The following is a 20,344-nucleotide window of genomic DNA, read 5'->3' as shown; positions in this document are numbered from 1 at the left end:
TTTCAGGCCGGTGACTGACTGCGGCTGCGGCCAATCAACTGGGTGATGATCACGGGTGAGGCCACAGCCAGAGCAACCAGATCAGCCGTCAGGCTGGGTGCCACAAAGATCACACCGGCGATGGCCATCAGGATCCGTGACGCCAGGTTCAGTGGTTTCAACCAATAGCCCACAACCGCCGCCGAAAGGGCGATGACGCCTGCGATACAGCTGGTGGCGGTATAGGTGAACTCCCACAGATCAAAGCCTGTCGACGACACAAACAGCAGCACCGGCGCATAGACAAAGGCCATTGGTGCAATCACCTTGCCCAAGCCCAGAGTGAAGGCCGACAAGCCAGTTCGGAACGGGTTCGAGTTTGCGATGGCCGCCGCCGCATAGGCCGAAGTACAAACCGGTGGCGTAATCTCGGACACCACGCCGTAATAGAGCACGAACAGGTGGGAGGCGATGGGCGGTACACCCAGCTGCGCCAGCGCAGGCTGCGCGACCGAGACCAGCATGATGTAAAGCGCCGTAGTCGGAATGCCCGCCCCCATCAGAATGCAGACGATGGCAATGAAGACCAGCGAGATGAACAGCTGCAAGTCTTCCAACGCAAACAGCTGGAAACTGCCAAACGAGATCATGTTGTAGACATCTGCCGCCAGATTGCCTGCCCCTTGGGTCACCATGAACCCGATGCGGAAACCGATACCGGTTGTGTTGATCACACCCACCACGATGCCGACCGCAGCGGCAGCAGCACCCACAGCCAGCGAATATTTCACACCCAGTTCGACCGCCTGTAGCATCTCAGGCACTTCGATGCGTTTCTGTGGGTTAAAAGTGGCGATCACCGACAAGCCACACAGTATGGCCGTCATGGTCAGATCAAACCCGCCATCGGAAAACTTCCACAGCACAAAGGCCAGGAACGCAACAGCATAGATCAGTGTCGGCGGTTGCTTGACCCGCGACATGCCCGCGATGACAGCCAGCGAAATGCCGCAAAAGGCCGACATGAACGGCGTATATCCCGTAAACAGCACCACAAGAAGCCCGATCAGCGGCACGATATTGGCCCAACCTTCGGCCCAAACGGCCTTGAGCTGCGGCAGTTGTTCCTTGGCCAGACCTTGCAGGTTCAGCTTGCGCGCCATCAGGTGCACAACGGCAAAGACGCCGACATAGTGCAGGATCGCAGGGAAAATCGCGGCGATCACGATTGTCGTGTAAGGGACCTCAAGGAACTCGGCCATGATAAAGGCCGCAGCCCCCATGATGGGCGGCGTGATCTGCCCCCCTGCCGATGACGCGGCTTCAACCCCGCCTGCAAAATGGCCGGGGTATCCAAGGCGCTTCATGTTGGGGATCGTCAACGCACCGGTCGAAACGGTGTTCGCCACCGAAGAACCAGAGATCGTGCCGAAGAAGGCCGAGGATACCACCGACACTTTTGCCGGACCGCCGGTATAGCGACCCGCCAAAATCGTGGCGTTGTCGATGAACAATTGCCCCAAACCGGTGCGCTGTGCGATCACGCCAAACAGGACAAAGTGGAACACGATGGTCGAAACCACCCAAAGCGTGACGCCATAGATCCCCTCTTGCGGGAAATACATCGACGACACGAAGGTTTTGAAGTTCACGCCAGGATGCTGCAGCAATCCGGGGAAATACGGCCCCAGCAAGGCGTATGAAATAAAGACACAGATGATCAGCGGCAGCACCCATCCCAGCGTGCGGCGCGCAATGTCCAGCACCAGCAAGATGATGATGACGCCAAGGATCACGTCATAGGTGTTCGGATTACCCATGCGGAAGGTCTGTTCCTCGATCCCGAGGAACGGAATGCCGCGCCAGGCAACACCCACATACAGAGCGGCGATGATGCCAAGCCCCATGAAGACAAGATCATAAAGAGGAATATTGCCGATCCGGAACCGGCTGACCTTGAGAGCATAGAGGTTTTTTGACCCGATTATCGGGATCGTCGCATAGACCAGGATGAACAGCAGGGCCAGATAGATGCCCATATGCCAGTGATCGGCTGGAAGGCCAAACCCGGCGGTAAAGAATTCGTAAGCTGCGAAAATCAGGGCAACAACGCGCAACACCATTCCGGTGGTTGGGCTCACCTGACGAACCGCTGCGCCTTCGTCGAACTGTTCTTCGATGGCCGCAAGCTCTTCGGCGGTCAATTCGTGGTCATCAAGCTGCTGATTGTCGGTCATTGCGGCCCCCTGCCTTCGCATAGATCGGCTGTACGGTGCCCCGAGGATGGGGCACCGGCGATTTCATTGCGATGTGATGTGGTTACTGAAGAAGCCCGGCTTCTTTATAGAACTTCTCGGCACCCGGATGCAGCGGAACACCCAGCGCGGCAACACCGTCCAGCGCCGTATCAGGCGTGATCTGCTTGCCTTTGGCGTGGCCGTTGTCCAGCAGCTTGCGTGTGTTGTCGTTCCACAATGCCTTGGTCAGTTGATAGACCAGATCGTCCGACAGCTCTGACGAGACAACCAGCATCGCGCTGACCGCAGGGGTTTTGGTTTCCGTATCGATACCTTCATAGACACCACCAGGAATGGCCGACGGGATATAGGCCGGGATGATCTCGTTGATCTTGGCCAGATCTTCGTCGCTGAACGAATGCAGGTTCATACCTTTGGTCGAGGACAGCTGCACCATCGCGGCAACCGGCCAGCCCGCCGCATAGAAATAGGCGTCCAGCTGACCATCGGCCAAACGCTCGGCGCTCTGGCTGTTGTTCAATTCGGCCTCATCCATGTTGTCGCGGGTCACACCCCAGGCTTCCAGCATTTGCAGAACGGCAACCTGCGTGCCCGATCCGGCCTGCGCGATACCGACGCGCTTGCCTTCCAGATCGCTCAGATCACCGATGGTTTCGCCCGCAGGCAGTACCAGGTGCAGATCTTCGGGGAACAGGTTGGCGACGATCCGCAGGTTGGGATGCGGCTTGCCTTCGAACTTACCCTCACCCAGATACATCGAGCGGGTCACGTCAGCAGCCGCCAGACCGGCCTCAAGCTCACCGTTTTGAACAGCAGCATTGTTAAAGACCGACGCGGTGGTCGATTGCGCAATCGCGATCAGGCCCGGAACACCACATTGGCCACCTTCTTCACAGGGGCGCGAGCCCGGAGGGGCCGAGATGCCGTTTGCGATGGTGCCACCGATGGGGAAGTAGGTTCCGCCAGCACCGCCGGTGCCGATACGGAAAAAGGTCGGGTCCTGCGCCAAAGCCGGTGCAGCAAAGGCTGCCGCCAGGGCCAGGCCGGTCAAGCTTTTCATAAAACTCATCTTGTTCTCCAGTGTTGGTTCGTCGGATTCGGTTTGCCCGAACTTCGATTTTGATGAGCCTAAAGAGAATTCGCATAAATACAAATTTGTTATATTTCATAAAACTAAAGTTTGGCTTATAAATTTCCACATGAACCTGACGCAGCTCACCGTGTTTCGCGAAGTGATGGAAACCGGCTCCATTTCGCAAACCGCGAAGAAATTGAACCGCACCCAACCCGCCATCAGTTTGGCCCTGAAAACACTCGAGAAAAACCTGGGCCTTACTTTGTTCGAACGCAAAGGACGCAGATTGGTCCCGGTGCCTGAGGCGCATTACCTGCTGGCAGAAACCACCGGCATTCTGGATCGCCTTTCGGTCATTTCGAACACGATGGAAGGTTTGATCAAGGGCCATTCCGGCAGTCTCAACATCGCCACCATGCCCGGCCCTTCGACCTTTCTCTTCCCTCATTTCATCAGCAAGTCGCTGGGAGAGAACCCCGACATCCGAATCACGCTGTCGACGCGCAGTTCTCTGCAGATCATGGAATTGGCCGGCACCCAGAATATCGATTTCGGCTTTGCCGATTTCGAACATTCGTCGGGAAAAGAGCCGCAGTACTCCGCCGAACTGATCCGCGCAAACTGCTTTTGCGCGGTCGACCGTGATCACCCGCTAGCGACGCGCAGCAGTGTCGCAATCTCAGATCTTGATGGCGTACCTATTGGCGGACTGCACGCGACACACCCGTTCCAAACCAGAATCCAAAACGCTTTTCAAGAAAGCGGCGTCGATTACAATCTGACTGTGAACTGCCAGTATTTTCTACCGCTGATCCCCTTTGTCAGCTCGGGCCAATGCTGTTCTATCGTCGACCCCCTAACCGTCGCGACAGAGCGCGAGTTGAATGCATCCAAAGGCAAAGTGGTGTTTGTTCCGCTGAAAAGCCCGCTGCAGTATGAGTACGCGATCCTGGAACCAAACCACCGCCCCCCATCACAGCTGGCTTTGAAGATCAAAGCCGGATGGATGGCTGAAGTTCTGAACAAGCTGACGGAATTGGATGCGGAACCAAGCGTCAAAAAGATTGGTGCAAACGACAGTAACTGACATCGCCAACGATCCGAACGGCTTACTTGTTTGGGTAGTGATTACGGCTCTGATGCAAAGATTTGGCTGTTGATGCGCTAGTGTTTAGCGGGTGGATGGCCTTTCCCCAGCACCACGACATCTGGCTTTCGGGTGTTTCCTGAGTTCGCACGATAGTAGCATCTAGCATAACGCTGACTTTGATCGGACAATAGTTTGCGCCACACCCCCGCGAACCACACCGCCTAATATAAATCAATTGGTCCAGAGCCTAGATCAGCCCGGTGGATGAGGTGTCAGACAGAAAAGAAATCGCGTTCTCAGTGTTGGTGTCAAAGGCATGAAATTTGCCGGGCTCGGCTGCTAGATGGATTGTTCCACCTTGGGTGACATCCGGGTACTCCTTGACACTTGCGAGAACTTCGTAACCGGCGACATCGCAGTAAAGAAGCGTTTCCGCGCCCATTGGTTCAACAAGCTTCACCGTCGCCTTCAAGCCTTCACCGACGGGTGCAAGACCAATATGCTCGGGCCGAACTCCGAGTTCGATTTCTGCGCCGGCTGGCAAACTCGTGTCCAGGTCAATCGTCTGGCCATCGGAAATTGCAGGTCGGCCATCGGCCCGAATTTGCGCTGGTAGAATATTCATCGCGGGTGAGCCGATGAACGTCGCCACAAATTTGTTAGCTGGAGCAGTATACAGTTCAAGCGGCGTACCGATTTGTGAGACATTCCCACCGTCCAGAACAATAATCTTGTCAGCCATTGTCATGGCTTCAATTTGATCATGGGTCACATAGACAATTGTCGTTTTCAGCTTCTGGTGTAGCGCCTTGATCTCTGCGCGCATCTTGACCCTGAGCTTCGCGTCAAGGTTCGACAACGGTTCGTCAAAAAGGAAAACAGCCGGATCGCGCACAATGGCCCGACCCATCGCGACCCGTTGCCTTTGCCCGCCTGACAGCTGCCCAGGCTTGCGATCAAGAAGCGCCTGAAGCCCCAGCACCTCTGCCGCTTCGTTCACGGCCCTTTTGATCTCTTCCTTGCCAGCTCGCTTTACACGCAGTGGATAAGCCATATTTTGTGCGACGGTCATATGAGGATACAGAGCGTAGTTCTGGAAAACCATCGCGATATCCCGCTCACCAGGGGGCAGGTCGTTCACCACGCGACCACCAATTGCGATTTCTCCCTCTGAAATTTCAGTCAGGCCAGCAACCATTCGCAACAAAGTGGATTTGCCACAGCCAGAAGGACCGACCAATACGGCGAATTCGCCTTCGTCGACTTTGATATCAATCCCATGAATGACGTCCATGCCGCCGTATCTTTTTACGACAGACTTGATCTCGATATTAGACATTGTAGATGCTCACAGGTTGTCAGACAGGCGTGGAGCCAGAAAGTTGTTGGGTGTTCAAGGAGTTCGCTTCGTCGTTACCCAAATAGTTTTTTGAGCTGCTCGGGTCGGCGACGATGCCGGGCCCAAATGGGGCAAGTGCTGTAAGAACATATCCGTTGATATTCTCATCGTCATGCGCGATGCCAAACTTCCAAAGCTTGCGATAAAGCTCCTCGACCTTCGCGCGAAGATTGGACGGAATCGAATCCAACGGCCCGCGGCCAACCTTTCTTTGACCGACCGGATCGGCCAGAAGATTCGTTATTTCTTCCGGATCTTTTCCAAGATCGTACAACTCGTCTTGATCAAACATGTTATAGACCAGCTTCCAACCATCGCTGATAACCGCGCGTTGAATGCCGAAGGCCTCGTTTCCGTTGGATTGGAAAAAAACATCTGGCTTTGGTGTTTCTTGCGACGAATTTGTCAAAAGCAGGACTAGGGAAGTGCCCGATACCTGATAACTTGGTTCCACATCGCACAATTCTACGATGGTCGGGCCGACATCTACGATTGATGTCGGGTGATCCAATTGGGCGCCTTGAAGATCGGGAGAGATTCCTGGCCCGCCGATGACCAAGGGAATGCGATAGGCGGATTGAAACGCGGGTAATCCCTTTCCCCAGAGGCCATGTTCGCCCAGATAGTCGCCATGGTCCGAGAGAAATACAACGACCGTGTTGTCCAATTGATCCGTCTCCTCTAGCGCGGAGACAAGCTTTCCAAAAAGCGCATCCTCGTAGCTGCAAAAGGCAAGATAGTGCCTTATGGCATCGCGATGCTCCTCGGCTGTCAGCTGATCAAAGCGGTCTCGTGTACGCCGATACAAGCCCGGTTTGTCATCCATTGTATCGTCGAAGCTTTGGGGCAGCTCAATATCTGACAGGTCATACCAATCAAGGTATTTAGACGGTGGCGTATATGGATCATGCGGCCCTAAAGTTCCAACATACATGCACCAAGGCAACGCTTCGTCTGAAGTATCGGCGTAGGATTTCACCTGCTTGATCGCTGTATCGACCACCAGCAGATCGTCGAACGGATTTTCGGCTGTGCCAAAATGCGTATAGTTTGGCCAGCCGGGACGAATGATCTGCCCTGGTTGACGATTTGTTTCTGTCAAAGCAGGGTTTTAGCTTTCAAGCAATTTTATTTCTTTGGTCCTCGCACGCGATCTTTGTTCATCCGCACTGAGGCTGACCCCAGACCCCTGGGCGGTCACTTTTAACTCCATCCAACCAAAATCGGCAGGTTGCTCGGAGTTGCTGACGTGCCACTTGCCACTGAACGCAAGATCATATCCGGCTTGCTTAAGGTCGCGAGACCAAAAAGGTGTGGCCTCTCTCGGGCCGCGCGAGAGGGCGTTGGTAACGTTCACATTGTTCCAGACACCATGTTCGGATGGGTATTTTGATGTGAAAAAACTTGCGCGCGATGGGCAGCAATGCGGCGAAGGCGTATAGGCATTGGTGAATGTCACTGCACGTTTGCGAAAGCGGTCCAGATGGGGGTTTTTTGCACGGGCATAGTGCCCATCGCAAAGCGTATAGCTGCTCTGCTGATCTGTCATGAAGATCAGAACATTCGGCTGTTTTTTTATGGCTGCGTTCCGCATTACTTCAATCCAGATGTTGCGATGCCTTCAACAAATTTCTTTTGCAGAAGGAAAAAGAGAACGATCATGGGCAATTGAGCCATCAAAGACCCGGCCATAAGCATCGGGTAGTCGATCGTGTATTCGCCGTTGAGCGTTGAAATCCCCGCTGCGAGGTTGAGTTTTGACGGGTCCGAATTCACAACCAACGGCCATAGCAACTCGTTCCATGACCAGAGCGCCGTAAATATTGCGAGCGCAATAAGACCCAGTTTGGCCAAGGGCAGCATGATTTCAAAAAATATCCGAATTCTGCTTGCACCATCAATACGCGCAACTTCCTCCAACGAAGGCGGAAGCGTCAGGAAGAACTGCCGCATCAAAAAGGTCCCAAACGCACTGAACAACCCGGGGGCCGCTAGTGCAGCAACTGTGTCGATCAGTCCCAGAGATTTCATGATTTCGGTTTGAGGCAACAAGTAGATTTCGCGCGGGACCATCATGATCTCCAGCAACATGATGAAAAGCGTATTGCGGAACGGAAAATTCAGGCGCGCAAACGCGTATCCCGCCATAGAACAGAACACCACCTGCGCTATGGTACGCGCCAGGACGGACCAGATCGATGTATAGAACATATCCCAAAAGGGAATACGCTCGAAAACGCGATAATAAGCTTCAAAGTCGAATTGACGCGGAAACAAGCGCGCCGGAACCTCAATCGCCTCGGTAGGCGATTTGAAAGAGGTCATGATCTGCCAGATGCAATCGGTGCGCAGCTATCAATATCGCTTGAACGGCTGCAGCTTTCATTTGCCCCGATTTATGTCATGCATCGCGACAATCCTGACATCCCGGTCGGCGAATTTGTGGATGCGATTGCCAAAGAGATTGCCGCTGGTCGTATCGGAATCTGGGGCGGTTCGAACTGGAGCATCGAACGATTTGACGAGGCTTGCACCTATGCAAAAGAAAATTGCCTGACCGCGCCAACGGTCTTGAACAACAATCTGTCATTGGCCCAGATGATCAAACCTGTCTGGCCAGGATGCGTTACTTCAAACAACCCTGAAACGCTTGCGCATCTGCGCAAGAACAACGTGGTGCATGTAAGCTGGTCCAGCCAGGCACGCGGCTTCTTCCTCCCAGAAGAGCTGCGCAACCGGTTGCCCGAAGCTACGCGACCTGACGTCTGCTTTGGCGGGTCGGATAATGAAATTCGCCGCGCACGCGCCGAAGAACTTGCTACGAAATATGGCGTCTCGGCCCACAACATCGCGACAGCCTGGGTTCTCGCGCAGTCATTCCCATCGCTTGCTTTGATCGGTCCACGAAGCCCGGGTGAGATCGCGTCGACACTTCCTGGCCCTGGTCTTGATCTGACTGCCGAGGAAGTGGCTTGGCTCAATCTCGAAGGGTGATTGCGTCGCGACCGCCTGGCTCGCGCTTACGAGGCATACCAAGATTTGCGAGAATGGTGAAACCCCTCAGGGATGTGTCACAAACTTTGAGCCTGGATTGACGAGAATGCATCATCTGAAGTTTGTGCTGGTCGAATAGTTTTCGAACAGGTTATTTGGGCATGATTTCGTCAAAGCGGTAACGGCAAGCGGACCCGGGATATGGTCAAGAAAAGCAGATGTTAGTCCGCCCATGACAAAGCCAGCAGGCTTCACATGATCCGGTTTTGTCGGAAAGAAAACGCCGATGACCCTTGGTTCGGGATCGCGGAAGATCAATTCACCGCCCAAGAACTTGTTGATGGGCGACACAGGAAACCTTGAACGACCACAGCTTGGGTCCAATTCTCGGACCTAATTGTAAGTGCCTGCATGTATACCTTTTGTGTTGGTGGCTCTTGCGGCAGGGGCTCAAGCCAAAGCTCGCAACCATGCAGCTAAGGCTTGGCCGATCTGTTGCCCGCTGTCTTCCTGGATGAAGTGACTGCCTTTGACGGTTATCTCCTGCTGGTTTTTCCAACTGCGGCAGAAGTCACGCGCTGCGCCGACGAGGATTGCGCCGGGGTCGGCATTTACGAAGAGTTTTGGCAGGTCGTTTTCCGCCATCCAATCCGCGTACTGCGCGGCAATCGTGGTTACGTCTGCCGGGTCGCCACCAACTGGAATCTGGCGCGGCCAGGTCAGCGTCGGCCAACGGTCTTCCCGGTTTCGGAAGGGGCGGCGGTATTCATTCTGCTCTGCTTCGGTCAGGTCGCGGAGGACAGAGCCAGGCAGAACCTTTTCGACAAAAAGATTGCGGTCGAGCACCAGTTCTTCGCCCTTTTCCGAGCGGAAGCCCTGGAAGAGCGGCGCAGCCTGGGGGTTGAACTCGGACCAGTCGGCCAGTGGTTTCACGATCCCTTCCATGTAGGCAATGCCGGAAACGGCATCGCGGTGACGGTTGGCCCAGTCGAAGCCCAGTGCCGAGCCCCAGTCGTGGATGACCAGAACCGCATCGCGCGTCACGCCCACGGCGGTAAGGAAGCCCTCGACAAAGCGGCGATGGGTTTCAAACGTGTAGGTATTTGGGCCGGGATCGGGCAGTTTTTCGGAATCGCCCATGCCGATCAGATCGGGCGCAATGAGGCGACCCAGCCCCTCGCATTCGGGCATGACGTCGCGCCATAGGAAGGACGAGGTGGGATTGCCGTGGAGGAACACGATTGGCCGTCCTTCGCCGCGTTCAACATAGGCCATGTCATGACCATCCACTGCTACTTTGCGCTTTTGCGCCGCCCAGTCGGAACTCATTGCCGTTTCTCCTTTTTCGTCCAGCGCGCAATCATCGCGCGCATGTGGTCACTGCCGCCGGGGCCCAGAACCGGGGTTACATCGCGTGGGCCAAGTATCCGTCCGTCTTGCGCCGTCACGGCTATCTCTTGCACCGGCCGCCCTGTTTCCCGTTCCACCAGCGTGAGGCGTGGTCCACGCCCGTTTGGGGCCCATTTCTCTCCCCAGTGCAGAAGCGCAACCAGCACCGGGTAGAGATCGAGCCCTTTCTCGGTTAGTCGGTATTCATGCGAGCGCCCATCCTCGGGGTTGGGCAGCTTTTCGATCACACCTTGCTCAGTCAGCGTTTTCAGTCGTGCCGCCAGAACGCTGGTGGAAATGCCCAGGTGATCCTGAAGCGCATCGAAGGTGTGCATCCCGTTGAAAAGATTGCGTAACACAAGAAGGGTGCGCCATTCGCCCACCACGTTGAGCGCCTGGGCCACACCACAATCGTCGGTGATCGGTGTGCGGGTCATTCGCCTTTGAACTCCGGCTTTTGCTTGGCCAGGAACGCGGCGATCCCGTGCGGGCCGTCGTGGGTGCGCATCATGGCGGTGATGGAACGGGTTTCCTTGTCAAGCTGCGCTTCGAAGCTTTCGGAGAATGCCGTTTCGAGAAGGCGCTTGGCCCCGCCATAAGCTTTGGTTGGACCCTTGGCGAACCGGTTGGCGAGTTTGCGCGCCTCTCTCATCAGGTCTTCAGCCGCGACCACGCGGGTGACGAGGCCCCATTCACAGGCCTCATCAGCACTGAGAACACGATTGGTCAGTACAAGCTCTTTGGCGCGCAGAAGCCCCACATGCTTGGCAATGTAATAGGTCGATGACCCGTCCGGGGTCAGCCCCGAGGCGGTATAGGCCGAGACGAACTTGACCCTGTCCGAAGCCAGAACGATATCGCCCGAGATGGCGATGGAAAAACCACCGCCGCCAGCGGAACCGTTTACGGCGGTAATGACGGGCGCGTCCAAATGGGTCAATCGTGCCAGCGCGGCGTGCAGGATCGTCGCCATTCGGGTCACGTGGTCCGACTTGTTCGCGGCGGCCTCGAACTCGGCGAGATCGCCACCACCATTGAACATCTTGCCCGCGCCTGTGACGATCACGGCGTGCGCGCCTTCCGCCTCGCATCGGCAGGCGACATCGAACAGTTCATCGGCCATCCGTGCATTCAAGGCGTTGGCGTTGTCAGGGCGGTTCATCGTGATCTCGACGACGCCGTTTTCAAAGGCCCAGCCCAGTGTTTCATATCTCATGTAGCCGTCCCTTTGATCATTCTGCGGCAACGCGAACACCGCCTGACATGGTGGCCAGCCGTTTGACAATGATCGCATCGGCTTCATCCATGATCCGGTCAATCAACTCTTTGCAGGTGGGGATGTCGTCAATCAATCCAGCGACCATGCCGCAGGACCAGGCGCCGGCGTCCATATCACCATCGAGCATGACCTTCGGATAGACGCCCGCGACCTCTTCGATGATGTCCTCGAACCGGATCTTGTCGCCCAGATTCTTTTCCTTTTCCAAAAGGCGTTCGACCGCCGCATTGCTCAGCACCCGTTCGGTGTTGCGCAGCGGGCGCATGACAAGACGTGTGTCCAATTCGCTCGCCGCGACGATGGCATCCTTGACCCTCTGGTGTACCGGCGCTTCCTGCGTGGCAATGAAACGTGTGCCCATGTTCATACCTTCGGCACCCATCGACAATGAGGCAACCAGGCTGCGCCCATCGGCCATGCCACCCGACGAAACAAAGGGAATCTCTAACTCGTCCGCAGCGCGGGGCAATAGGATCATGTTGGGAATGTCATCTTCGCCGGGGTGGCCGCCGCATTCGAACCCGTCCACCGACACTGCGTCACAGCCAATCTCTTGCGCTTTCAACGAGTGACGTACCGAGGTGCATTTGTGGATCACCTTGATATCTGCATCCTTGAGATATGGCAAAACCTCGGATGGGTTGCGACCTGCAGTTTCCACGACTTTCACCCCTCCGTCGATGATGGCTTTGACATAGCCCGGATAATCGGGGGCATTGACAGTGGGCAGGAATGTCAGGTTGACCGCGAAAGGCTTGTCGGTCATGTCGCGGCATTTCGCGATCTCATTGGCAAGGTCGGCAGGAGATTTCTGTGTCAGCGCGGTGATCGTACCCAATCCGCCTGCGTTTGACACGGCGGCGGCCAGTTCGGCAAACCCGACATAGTGCATGCCGCCCTGCAGGATTGGGTGCTCGATACCGAACATTTCGGTGATACGGGTTTTCATGGATTGTCCTTCGTTTTTCGGGCTGAACCTGAGGTCCAAAAAATAGCTTTCTTTATCGAAGTTATATTTCCCTAATGGACCACGCAAGCTGATTCCAGCCGGGTTCGGGAGAATGCCGTAACGTCGTGACGGAGTTAGGATTGTGAGTTGTCGGTCAATGCACCTGCGCGATCCCCAAAAGCAAATGTCGTCGGATCACTGGCGTCCGCAGCAAATCTTGGCAGTTCACGCGCCAATAAACACTCTGTTCCGTCACCGGTGACCCAGCAGCCATAGGTCTGGTCGTCGTGCGATTTGGGATTCCGCGCGCTACTTCGGTTCAAGAAGCTGTTCTATCTCAACACCTTGGTTTGCAGCGCTCGTTATGACACCTTCCCGCAACGCCCTACTGCGCTCAACAAGCCTACGGAATCGTTCCTCGTCCAGCACGAATAGTGTTGTGGGCACAATCGCTCGGACGGAGGCGCGGCGTTTTTGCCGAAGCAATAACTCGGCCTGCCCGAAGATATCACCACGCCCTAGCCTCCAGCTCTGGCCACCCATCTCCAATTCAACGGCGCCTGAAGCAATGAAATAAACGCCTCGCGCTGGTGCGTTCTTTTGGATAACAACCTCACCTGCCTCGCCGCACGCAAGTATCCCGTACGCCCTTGCAAACGTGTCGATTCAATAAGCCGATCGATATCCAATAGCGCGCGTTCGGCCAGACGAATTGAAAGAGATCTGTCGCGCATATGGCCGAGGACAAAACCGAACCTCCCTACACTATTATCACGCCATACTTGCAATGCTCATTATAGCGCTATTTTGCACATCACTGGGGCGGCGGCTCTTCGGGATAGTGATCCTCAAAAGCCTCGGGCTCGAGCTCCGCCCAGAAGTTTATGATCGCCGCGGCGTTCAGACCTGACCGCCAACCATGTGCCCGAAAATGTTCGCGGTCCAGATCATCTTTCAGCCCAGCCATAAAGAGCCGCTTATCAGCGTCTCTCTGGGTCGGGTTTCGTCGCGAAACCAGATCTTGGACTACCGACAGCTTGCGCGCACGCTCCGAGCGTTCCGCTGCGCGAGACGCATAGGCCAGATCCTCTCGCTGTTTTTCCTCAGACCGTTGTTGTGCGGCAGCAATAGCATCAGGGTTCGGTTCAGCAGGCTTTACAGATTCGGGCCGACGAAAGTCATCGCGCAGGGCGGCCGACAGATAACCAACTGTCGATTTCACACCCCCCTGCCCTTTCACGTAATCCAGTTTCTCGCGCACATAGTCTTCACCATGTTCCGCAATCCATTGCCGCGCCAATCGGTCCGATACACCTTGCGCCCGAAGCGTTTTATAGACTTCCAGGTTTCGAACACCATCATTGTCGTCAATCTCGAACATGGCTTTTTGAGGATTGCCTTTGATCCGAAACCGTATGTCCGTCACGCTCCGGCCTTTTTTCTGAAACTCCGGTTCGATGAAAATGTCCGAGCTTCGGTTCACTTCCGACACAGCGGGTTTGATAATCTTGGCATTCAGGTGTTTGAAACTTGCATAATAGTCGCTGCCATCCACACCCATCAGTTTGCGAAATACATCCAAAGCCCACCATCCTGTCGAGCCTGTTCGGACAAATCGATAGCAATTTTCGTATAACGCCAACCCATGGCCAGAGCTGAAATTGCGCTGAATATGTACATTGATCAGAGCATAGATCTTTGGATCGTAGAGCTTCTGCGCCAGCGCGGGTGAATAGGCATATTCACACACGCCTGCCTTTAGTTTGGCGAAACTCAACAACGAGGACACGCCCCATTCCTGCCGCCCCTGCTCGTCCAGCATATCCCATTCGGCAACCGTCTCTGCCAATGCTCGCAGGCTTGCCCGCAAAGTGTCAAAATCGTTCGAGTTATAGCCAACCATCATCGCCAATGTGCGCGCATCAATGGTATGGGTGGTCGCCGAGGTCAGCGCATCATAGGCATTGAGAAGCAACACATTCGAAAGCTTGCGCTGCAACAGCGAAAGCTTACCGCTGATATGTATCGCGGCAACGTTCTTCTTCACCGTCTCTCGACGCAGTGCGCCCGAAAGGTGATCCATGTCCAATTGTGTATCCGGCATGATTCTGCCTGGCTGCTCGTTTTTTGAATTTGTTGCACAAAAGGTACCCAGGTTGCAATTATATTTGGGTGCCCAAATACGGGATTGGACTGATCCCGCAAACAGGTACCCTAAGCGTCGAATTCAGAGTTATCCACAGAAAGCCACTCATTTGGCCTCTCGTCAATCCGATCATGGCCCGAAGAAGCAGGCTCTAAATTCCCAATTAGACCCAGTTCAGCCATTTCCCGAGAATCAGTGCCCGTTAAACCGAAAGCAGCGACCCGACATCCTGTATATTGGTTCCTTTGATCCCGTATCCGGTTACCTTTGAACCTGTTTTTGGTTACCCTAACCTGGCTAAGTATATGTTTAAGAATGATTATATTATCGCAAAATATATAAAATAACTAAATAAAAGAAACGATTTGTGTGGTCCTCAAATAATTGATTCAGGAGTTTCGTGACGAAACACCCCTCTCATAGCCCTGTTCTGTGGAAAACTCGAATTTCTGGGATAGCCACTCAGGAAAAGGTTCGCTAACTTGGTGAATATACGCCGCAAAGGCGAACATTTTTCGAGGCAACGACAGTGAACAAATCCAACCAACCTCCGCTCCCGCCTTATTTCAATTTGGACCCGGATACAGCGGCGTCGAAATTACCTGATCCTATCGGGACATCACGATTCGCAAAAGCCGCCACTTTCTGTGCCAAGGGACGCGAGGATCTGGCGCGGCGCGGCTATGCACCCGATGGCGAAAAGCGGCTTCGGCGGTTCTCGACCTGGGAAATCACGAAGTACCTGATCCCCATCGCACCTGCCCATCTTCGCCGCGTACTCAAGGCCAACCCGGACCTGCCACAGGGCGAAGGCGAAGGAGGATCAAAGTGGTTTACACTCGATGAGGTGTTGGTTCTGCGACAGCATTTTGCGGCAGAAGGCGTCAGCACCAAAGAGTATCTGCCCTATCGGCCCGAAGGTCTACCGGCCAAGGTTGTGGCCGTGGCGAACTTCAAAGGTGGTGTCGGCAAGACGTCGACCGCCGCGCATCTGGCCATGTCAGCGGCGCTGGATGGCTATAAGGTTTTGGTGATTGACCTGGACAGTCAGGGTTCGATGACCTCGATCCTCGGAGGGCGCGTGGCCGATGAGTGGCAAACGGTGTTTCCTCTGATTGCAAAAGACTATGCGCGCGCAGTGCAGTCGGAGAACCGCGTTCGCGCGGCTGCGGGTCAGGCCGAAATTCCTCTGGATGAGACCTTGCAAGAGGCTTTGTCCACCTCGCCGCGGGATGTGATTCAGAAAACCCATTGGCCGAATATCGATTTGATCGGGGCGCAGTTGAACCTCTATTGGGCAGAATTCCAGATCCCGGTATGGCGGATGGGTCTGCGCAGTTGGCCCTTGTGGGACGGGTTGACCAACTTCCTTCAAGATGAGGGTGTATTGGATGACTACGACATTGTCTTCCTCGATACGCCTCCTGCTCTTGGGTACCTAACGATCAACGCCTTGGCTGCGGCGGATATATTATTGGTTCCTCTCGGTGCGAGTTTCCTGGAATTCGACTCCACCGGTCGGTTCTTTGATATGCTCTACACCACCTTCGCCAGTATCGAAGACGGGGAAAATGCAGCCCACAGGGCGGCGGGTTTACCAGAACTTAAGTTCGAATGGGATGTAGTACGCGCTATCATCACGCGGTTCGATGCCAGTCAGCAAACGGATATGGCCAATGTCATCCAAGCCTATTTCGGCGATTTCATGAATGCCTACCGGCAGGACTTTACCGCTCTGGTTGGTCAGGCCGGGGAACAGGTCAATGGCATCTACGAAGCCGACTACCGCGATTTCAACCGCGACACCTATGTACGGGGGCGGGAAACTTTCGACAGAACCTATGCCGAGTTCAAAGAGGTTCTGATCGGATGTTGGTGGCGTGATGCTCAGATGGGAGGAGAGGCAAATGGCTAAACGCAGAAGACTTATCGCCCCGGACACGGCTGAACTGGAGCAAATGGAGGCAGGTTTCGCGACGAAACCCTCGATCAGCCCGTTTGATACCAAGTCAACGCCACCGATCGCGCAGGTCGCCGGAGAGGCGGCTGCCTTGGGCGGGATGGCTGCTGTAACGGATCGGGTTGCCATGGCCAAGGATCACACCGATGCCGAGCTGTGGCGGGAAGCGCAGACGGCAGGGTTGGTCGCCGAAAAGCTGGCGTTGGATCAGATCGACGCGGATTTCATCCGTCGTGACCGTATGGTCGAAGACGAAGAGGCGATGGCGGAACTGCTTGAATCGCTGCGTGTACACGGATTGCGCACCCCGATTGAGGTAACGCGGACCGAGGACGGGTATGGATTGATTTCGGGCTTCCGGCGCCTGAACGCGTTCCGCAGGCTGGCCGAGACCGATCCTGCCTTTGCCGCAATTCCAGCATTCGTACGCGATGCCGGGACGGGGCAGGGCGCGTATGTCTCTATGGTCGAAGAGAATGAGCTGCGGTCCAATCTCAGCCCCTATGAGCGGGGTCGTATCGCTGTTTTGGCGGCGGGGCAGGGGATCTTTCCCAGCACCGAGGCAGCGGTTGATGTTTTGTTTGGCGCGGCGTCCAAGGCCAAGCGGTCAAAGGTGCGTGGTTTCGCGATGGTGCATGAGGCGCTTGGGGATCTGCTGCGCTTTCCGGTCGCGCTGTCCGAGAAAGCCGGGCTTAAACTGGCCGCCGCTCTGAGGGAGGGTGCGCAAGCCAAGCTACGCGATGCTCTGGCAAGCGCCGATGCTGTTGACGCCAAGGCCGAGTGGATGGCACTTGAAAATGCGCTGAAAGCCGTCCCGCAAACGGGTACCTCAAAGCCGCGCGGTGGCCGTCCTCAGCAAATTTCGCGACTGCCCGCGACGGATCTGGCCGGGGGCGGAGCGATACTGGCAGAGCTGTCGAGTGACGAGCTGCGGATCCGGATCAAAGGACGCACCTTGTCGGCCGATGACGCTCAGTCTTTGATTGCGCAGATCGAAAAACTTCTGGGCTGAGGCATGCAGACAAGCGGGGTAGGGGGGCTGATTGTCCCCCAATTTCTTCCATGGGCTCTTCGTTTTGGTTTGTCTTGGCGTTTAAGGCTTAGAGCTTTTGAGGGCCAATGAAAATCATTTCAAAACAATGCCTTGTGCAGGTAATTGAACGCACAACCTTAAAAAGCCGCCAAACCCTCGTTCAACCCCGCAACACCTGACCCAAAGGGTCAAAAGGCGGTTCATGCAGGATAACCGCCTTGTGCGGACGGCCCAAAACCATCACTTCAACCGCGTCTCCGGGTTGGGCGTTTTTGACATATCCCAGCGCCAGCGACATGCCGACGGAATAGCCGTAAGCACCGGATGTGACACGTCCGATACCCTGGCCATCCTTGAAAATCGGCTCACCTCCGGTTGCGTCTGCATTCGACGTTGCGACATCCTCTGCGTCCAGATGCAGCATCACCAGCTGCTCGCGCGCGGGGTTCTGCAACACCTTCTGCGCGGCGTCTTTGTTCAGGAACTCTTTTTCGAACTTGCATAGCCGGTCCAGACCGACCTCATGGGGCCAGTATTCGGGGCTGTATTCACGGCTCCAGGAGCCGTAGCCCTTTTCGACGCGAAGCGACATCAAAGCACGGCTGCCTACGGGTCCCGCGTCAAACGCCGCTCCGGCCTCCAGAAGCGCCGTGTAGAGTCGCGATTGGTGTTCTGTGGGGCAGTGGACCTCCCACCCCAGATCGCCCGTGAATGAGACGCGCAGGGCCAGCACTTCGATCCCGGCCAGTTCGGTCCGGGCTGACCGCATAAAGGGGAAATCTTCGGTGGCCAGAGAGGTGTTTGTCAGCCGCTGCAAGATTTCGCGGGATTTCGGGCCGGCGATGTTGAAGCCACATATCGCGTCGGTCATGGATGTGAACGTGGTGCCTTCGGGCAGGGGGACCTGTTTGAAGAACCGTTTGTGATAGCGTTCGGCCATGCCCGAACCGATGATCCAGAACTCATCCTCAGCCACCCGCGTCACGGTGAAATCGCCCGCGATGCCACCGCGTTTGGAAATCAGCGGGGTCAGGCATGATCGACCCACCGTTTTGGGCATGGTATTGGCAAAGACCGCGTTCAACCAATCCGAGGCACCGGGGCCTTTGCAGACGTATTTGGCAAAGTTCGAAATATCGATGATCCCCGCCCGATCCCGCAGCATCTTGCATTCTTCGCCCACTGGCCCCCACCAGTTCTGCCGGGTAAAGCCGTTGGTCTCGACCGCACCAGGTGTGTCGGCGAACCACAGCGGATGCTCCCAGCCTGCGTTCAGGCCAAAGACGGCGCCCATGGCCTTTTGCGTCTCATAGACCGGGCGGGTGCGCGCAGGGCGGCCCGCGCTGCGTTCCTCGTTCGGGAAATGGATGGCGAAGCGATGGGCGTATTGATCCTGCACTCGCGCCTTGGTGAAGTCCTTGGTGGCCCAGCTGTCAAAGCGGGCCAGATCCCAGGCGAACATGTCATATTCGGTCTCACCTTCAATGATCCATTGCGCCGCCATCAGGCCCATGCCGCCGGATTGGGAAAAGCCGGGGATGATGCCGTTGCAACAGAAATAGCCATCGACTTCCGGCACCGGGCCCATCAGAACGTTTGAATCCGGAGACCAGATCATCGGGCCGTTGATCACCCGTTTGATCCCGGCCTCACCCACAGCGGGCAGCCGTTCGATGGCGTTCATCATGTTTTCTTCGATCCGGTCCAGATCGTCGGGGAACAGGTCATGGGCAAAGTCCAGCGGCGTGCCGTCTTCAGCCCAGAACCGCATGTCTTTTTCATAGGCCCCGACCAGCAGGCCCTGACCTTCCTGCCGCAGGTAATATTCACCATCCCGATCGGCGACCGAGGGCAGACGGGTACCGTGCCCTTCAACATCCGACATGGTTTCGGTGACGAAATACTGGTGCTCGGTCGGTTGCAAGGGCAATTCGATCCCCGCCAGTGCGGCCACCTCGCGGCCCCAAAGGCCTGCAGCATTCACCACCCAGGGTGTGCGGATGTCGCCCTTGGGCGTTTTGACGATCCACGTCCCGTCCGCCTGCTGATCGGTCGCGGTGACGGGGGTGAAACGATGGATCTCGGCGCCGCGTTGACGCGCACCCACCGCATAGGCATTGGTCACGCCCGAAGGGTCAACATTGCCACCATCAGGTTCATACATCACACAGCGGATACCGTCGAAATTGACCAGCGGGTGCAGCTTCTGCGCCTCTTCAATGCTGATCTCATAGAAATTCATGCCATAAAGCTTGGCCTTGGCGGCCTGCAATTTCAGCTGATGCTCGCGCTGTTCGGTCTGCGCCAGATAGAGCGAGCCGGGCTGAAACACGCCGCAGCTTTGGCCGGTTTCTTCTTCCAGCGATTTATACAGGTTCATCGTATAATGCTGGATGCGGCTGATATTGGTGCTGTCATGCAGCCCGTGGATATTTGCCGCCGCGTGCCAGGTCGAACCCGAGGTCAGCTCGTCGCGTTCCAGCAGAACCACATCGGTCCATCCCAGCTTGGCCAGGTGATAAAGGATCGAACACCCGATCACGCCTCCGCCAATTACAACTGCCTGTGCTTCTGTCCGCATGTTAAAATCTCGCGCGCTTTTCTGTCTGATGGATGATCTACGATTGCCGCCTAGCCGACAATCCAGACAAAATTCATTGTCGCGTGAGGCAGCCTCATCTCAGACCACAAAAGCGACGGGATCAGGGGGGCATATGACGGGATTGGCACATGCGTCTGCGCGCGCGCCCTTTTGTCGGCCTGTGCGGGTGCACAGCGCCAGAATCAACGTAT

General features: G+C 55.8%; 17 protein-coding genes. 4 read left to right on the top strand and 13 right to left on the bottom strand.

Annotated features, from left to right (window positions below):
- Positions 1–2: 2 nt before the first annotated feature.
- Positions 3–2,216: a TRAP transporter fused permease subunit gene (locus GOW40_RS06650; protein ID WP_171132852.1), complete on the bottom strand. Its 2,214-nt coding sequence runs from the start codon at positions 2,214–2,216 to the stop codon at positions 3–5.
- Between the two features lie 82 nt (positions 2,217–2,298).
- Positions 2,299–3,306, bottom strand: coding sequence for a TAXI family TRAP transporter solute-binding subunit (locus tag GOW40_RS06645; protein ID WP_171102960.1), 1,008 nt, complete (start codon positions 3,304–3,306; stop codon positions 2,299–2,301).
- 130 nt (positions 3,307–3,436) lie between these two features.
- Here GOW40_RS06645 and GOW40_RS06640 point away from each other — a divergent pair, with 130 nt between their 5' ends.
- Positions 3,437–4,399, top strand: a complete 963-nt coding sequence (locus tag GOW40_RS06640) for a LysR family transcriptional regulator (RefSeq protein WP_171102962.1) — start codon at positions 3,437–3,439, stop codon at positions 4,397–4,399.
- A 250-nt stretch (positions 4,400–4,649) separates the two neighbouring features.
- Here the strand turns inward: GOW40_RS06640 and GOW40_RS06635 are convergent, their stop codons facing one another.
- Genes GOW40_RS06635 through GOW40_RS06620 form a run of 4 tightly spaced genes read right to left on the bottom strand, consistent with a single transcriptional unit; the run spans position 4,650 to position 8,126 of the window.
- A complete protein-coding gene (locus tag GOW40_RS06635; protein ID WP_171132851.1) occupies positions 4,650–5,741 on the bottom strand; it encodes an ABC transporter ATP-binding protein in 1,092 nt (363 codons plus the stop codon).
- 19 nt (positions 5,742–5,760) lie between these two features.
- Positions 5,761–6,903, bottom strand: a complete 1,143-nt coding sequence (locus GOW40_RS06630; protein ID WP_171132850.1) for a sulfatase-like hydrolase/transferase — start codon at positions 6,901–6,903, stop codon at positions 5,761–5,763.
- A gap of 9 nt (positions 6,904–6,912) precedes the next feature.
- Complete coding sequence (locus tag GOW40_RS06625; RefSeq protein ID WP_171132849.1) at positions 6,913–7,395, bottom strand: sulfatase-like hydrolase/transferase; 483 nt, start codon at positions 7,393–7,395, stop codon at positions 6,913–6,915.
- Complete coding sequence (locus tag GOW40_RS06620; RefSeq protein WP_254444350.1) at positions 7,395–8,126, bottom strand: carbohydrate ABC transporter permease; 732 nt, start codon at positions 8,124–8,126, stop codon at positions 7,395–7,397. The genes GOW40_RS06625 and GOW40_RS06620 overlap by 1 nt, the downstream gene beginning before the upstream one ends.
- Here GOW40_RS06620 and GOW40_RS06615 point away from each other — a divergent pair.
- The gene (locus GOW40_RS06615; protein ID WP_254444348.1) at positions 8,064–8,795 is read left to right on the top strand and encodes an aldo/keto reductase; all 732 of its coding nucleotides are present in this window, start codon (positions 8,064–8,066) and stop codon (positions 8,793–8,795) included. The two genes, GOW40_RS06620 and GOW40_RS06615, sit on opposite strands and share 63 nt — an antisense overlap.
- 450 nt (positions 8,796–9,245) lie before the next feature.
- Here the strand turns inward: GOW40_RS06615 and GOW40_RS06610 are convergent, their stop codons facing one another.
- From GOW40_RS06610 to GOW40_RS06585, 6 genes are all read right to left on the bottom strand, one after another.
- Positions 9,246–10,124 (bottom strand): haloalkane dehalogenase, encoded by an 879-nt coding sequence (locus GOW40_RS06610; RefSeq protein WP_171132846.1) that lies wholly within the window; start codon positions 10,122–10,124, stop codon positions 9,246–9,248.
- On the bottom strand, positions 10,121–10,621 hold the full coding sequence (locus GOW40_RS06605) for a helix-turn-helix domain-containing protein (protein ID WP_171132845.1): 501 nt from the start codon (positions 10,619–10,621) through the stop codon (positions 10,121–10,123). The genes GOW40_RS06610 and GOW40_RS06605 overlap by 4 nt, the downstream gene beginning before the upstream one ends.
- Positions 10,618–11,400, bottom strand: a complete 783-nt coding sequence (locus GOW40_RS06600) for an enoyl-CoA hydratase/isomerase family protein (protein ID WP_171132844.1) — start codon at positions 11,398–11,400, stop codon at positions 10,618–10,620. The genes GOW40_RS06605 and GOW40_RS06600 overlap by 4 nt, the downstream gene beginning before the upstream one ends.
- Positions 11,401–11,416: 16 nt before the next feature.
- A complete protein-coding gene (locus GOW40_RS06595; protein WP_171136671.1) occupies positions 11,417–12,412 on the bottom strand; it encodes a nitronate monooxygenase family protein in 996 nt (331 codons plus the stop codon).
- 309 nt (positions 12,413–12,721) lie between these two features.
- Entirely contained in the window at positions 12,722–13,051 is a 330-nt protein-coding gene (locus GOW40_RS06590; protein WP_371731827.1) for a cyclic nucleotide-binding domain-containing protein, read from the bottom strand.
- 175 nt (positions 13,052–13,226) lie between these two features.
- A complete protein-coding gene (locus GOW40_RS06585) occupies positions 13,227–14,516 on the bottom strand; it encodes a replication initiation protein (protein ID WP_171132842.1) in 1,290 nt (429 codons plus the stop codon).
- A 571-nt stretch (positions 14,517–15,087) separates the two neighbouring features.
- Here GOW40_RS06585 and GOW40_RS06580 point away from each other — a divergent pair.
- Positions 15,088–16,473 carry an AAA family ATPase gene (locus GOW40_RS06580; RefSeq protein ID WP_171132841.1) on the top strand — a complete coding sequence of 462 codons (1,386 nt, stop codon included), beginning with the start codon at positions 15,088–15,090 and terminating at the stop codon, positions 16,471–16,473.
- A complete protein-coding gene (locus GOW40_RS06575; RefSeq protein ID WP_171132840.1) occupies positions 16,466–17,530 on the top strand; it encodes a ParB N-terminal domain-containing protein in 1,065 nt (354 codons plus the stop codon). Before GOW40_RS06580 ends, GOW40_RS06575 begins: the two co-directional genes overlap by 8 nt.
- Positions 17,531–17,711: 181 nt before the next feature.
- Here the strand turns inward: GOW40_RS06575 and GOW40_RS06570 are convergent, their stop codons facing one another.
- A complete protein-coding gene (locus GOW40_RS06570) occupies positions 17,712–20,132 on the bottom strand; it encodes an FAD-dependent oxidoreductase (RefSeq protein WP_171132839.1) in 2,421 nt (806 codons plus the stop codon).
- Between the last annotated feature and the right edge of the window lie 212 nt (positions 20,133–20,344).

The organism is Ruegeria sp. HKCCA6707 (assembly GCF_013033515.1).
Lineage (GTDB): Bacteria > Pseudomonadota > Alphaproteobacteria > Rhodobacterales > Rhodobacteraceae > Ruegeria.
Note: the sequence above shows the minus strand (reverse complement) of the source record. Positions and strands in the feature narration are given on the sequence as shown.

Excerpts from the sequence above, each read along its gene's own strand:
- GOW40_RS06650 (WP_171132852.1), bottom strand. The coding sequence starts at position 2,216 with ATGACCGACAATCAGCAGCTTGATGACCACGAATTGACCGCCGAAGAG.
- GOW40_RS06645 (WP_171102960.1), bottom strand. The coding sequence starts at position 3,306 with ATGAGTTTTATGAAAAGCTTGACCGGCCTGGCCCTGGCGGCAGCCTTT.
- GOW40_RS06640 (WP_171102962.1), top strand. The coding sequence starts at position 3,437 with ATGAACCTGACGCAGCTCACCGTGTTTCGCGAAGTGATGGAAACCGGC.
- GOW40_RS06635 (WP_171132851.1), bottom strand. The coding sequence starts at position 5,741 with ATGTCTAATATCGAGATCAAGTCTGTCGTAAAAAGATACGGCGGCATG.
- GOW40_RS06625 (WP_171132849.1), bottom strand. The coding sequence starts at position 7,395 with ATGCGGAACGCAGCCATAAAAAAACAGCCGAATGTTCTGATCTTCATG.
- GOW40_RS06620 (WP_254444350.1), bottom strand. The coding sequence starts at position 8,126 with ATGACCTCTTTCAAATCGCCTACCGAGGCGATTGAGGTTCCGGCGCGC.
- GOW40_RS06610 (WP_171132846.1), bottom strand. The coding sequence starts at position 10,124 with ATGAGTTCCGACTGGGCGGCGCAAAAGCGCAAAGTAGCAGTGGATGGT.
- GOW40_RS06605 (WP_171132845.1), bottom strand. The coding sequence starts at position 10,621 with ATGACCCGCACACCGATCACCGACGATTGTGGTGTGGCCCAGGCGCTC.
- GOW40_RS06600 (WP_171132844.1), bottom strand. The coding sequence starts at position 11,400 with ATGAGATATGAAACACTGGGCTGGGCCTTTGAAAACGGCGTCGTCGAG.
- GOW40_RS06595 (WP_171136671.1), bottom strand. The coding sequence starts at position 12,412 with ATGAAAACCCGTATCACCGAAATGTTCGGTATCGAGCACCCAATCCTG.
- GOW40_RS06585 (WP_171132842.1), bottom strand. The coding sequence starts at position 14,516 with ATGCCGGATACACAATTGGACATGGATCACCTTTCGGGCGCACTGCGT.
- GOW40_RS06575 (WP_171132840.1), top strand. The coding sequence starts at position 16,466 with ATGGCTAAACGCAGAAGACTTATCGCCCCGGACACGGCTGAACTGGAG.
- GOW40_RS06570 (WP_171132839.1), bottom strand. The coding sequence starts at position 20,132 with ATGCGGACAGAAGCACAGGCAGTTGTAATTGGCGGAGGCGTGATCGGG.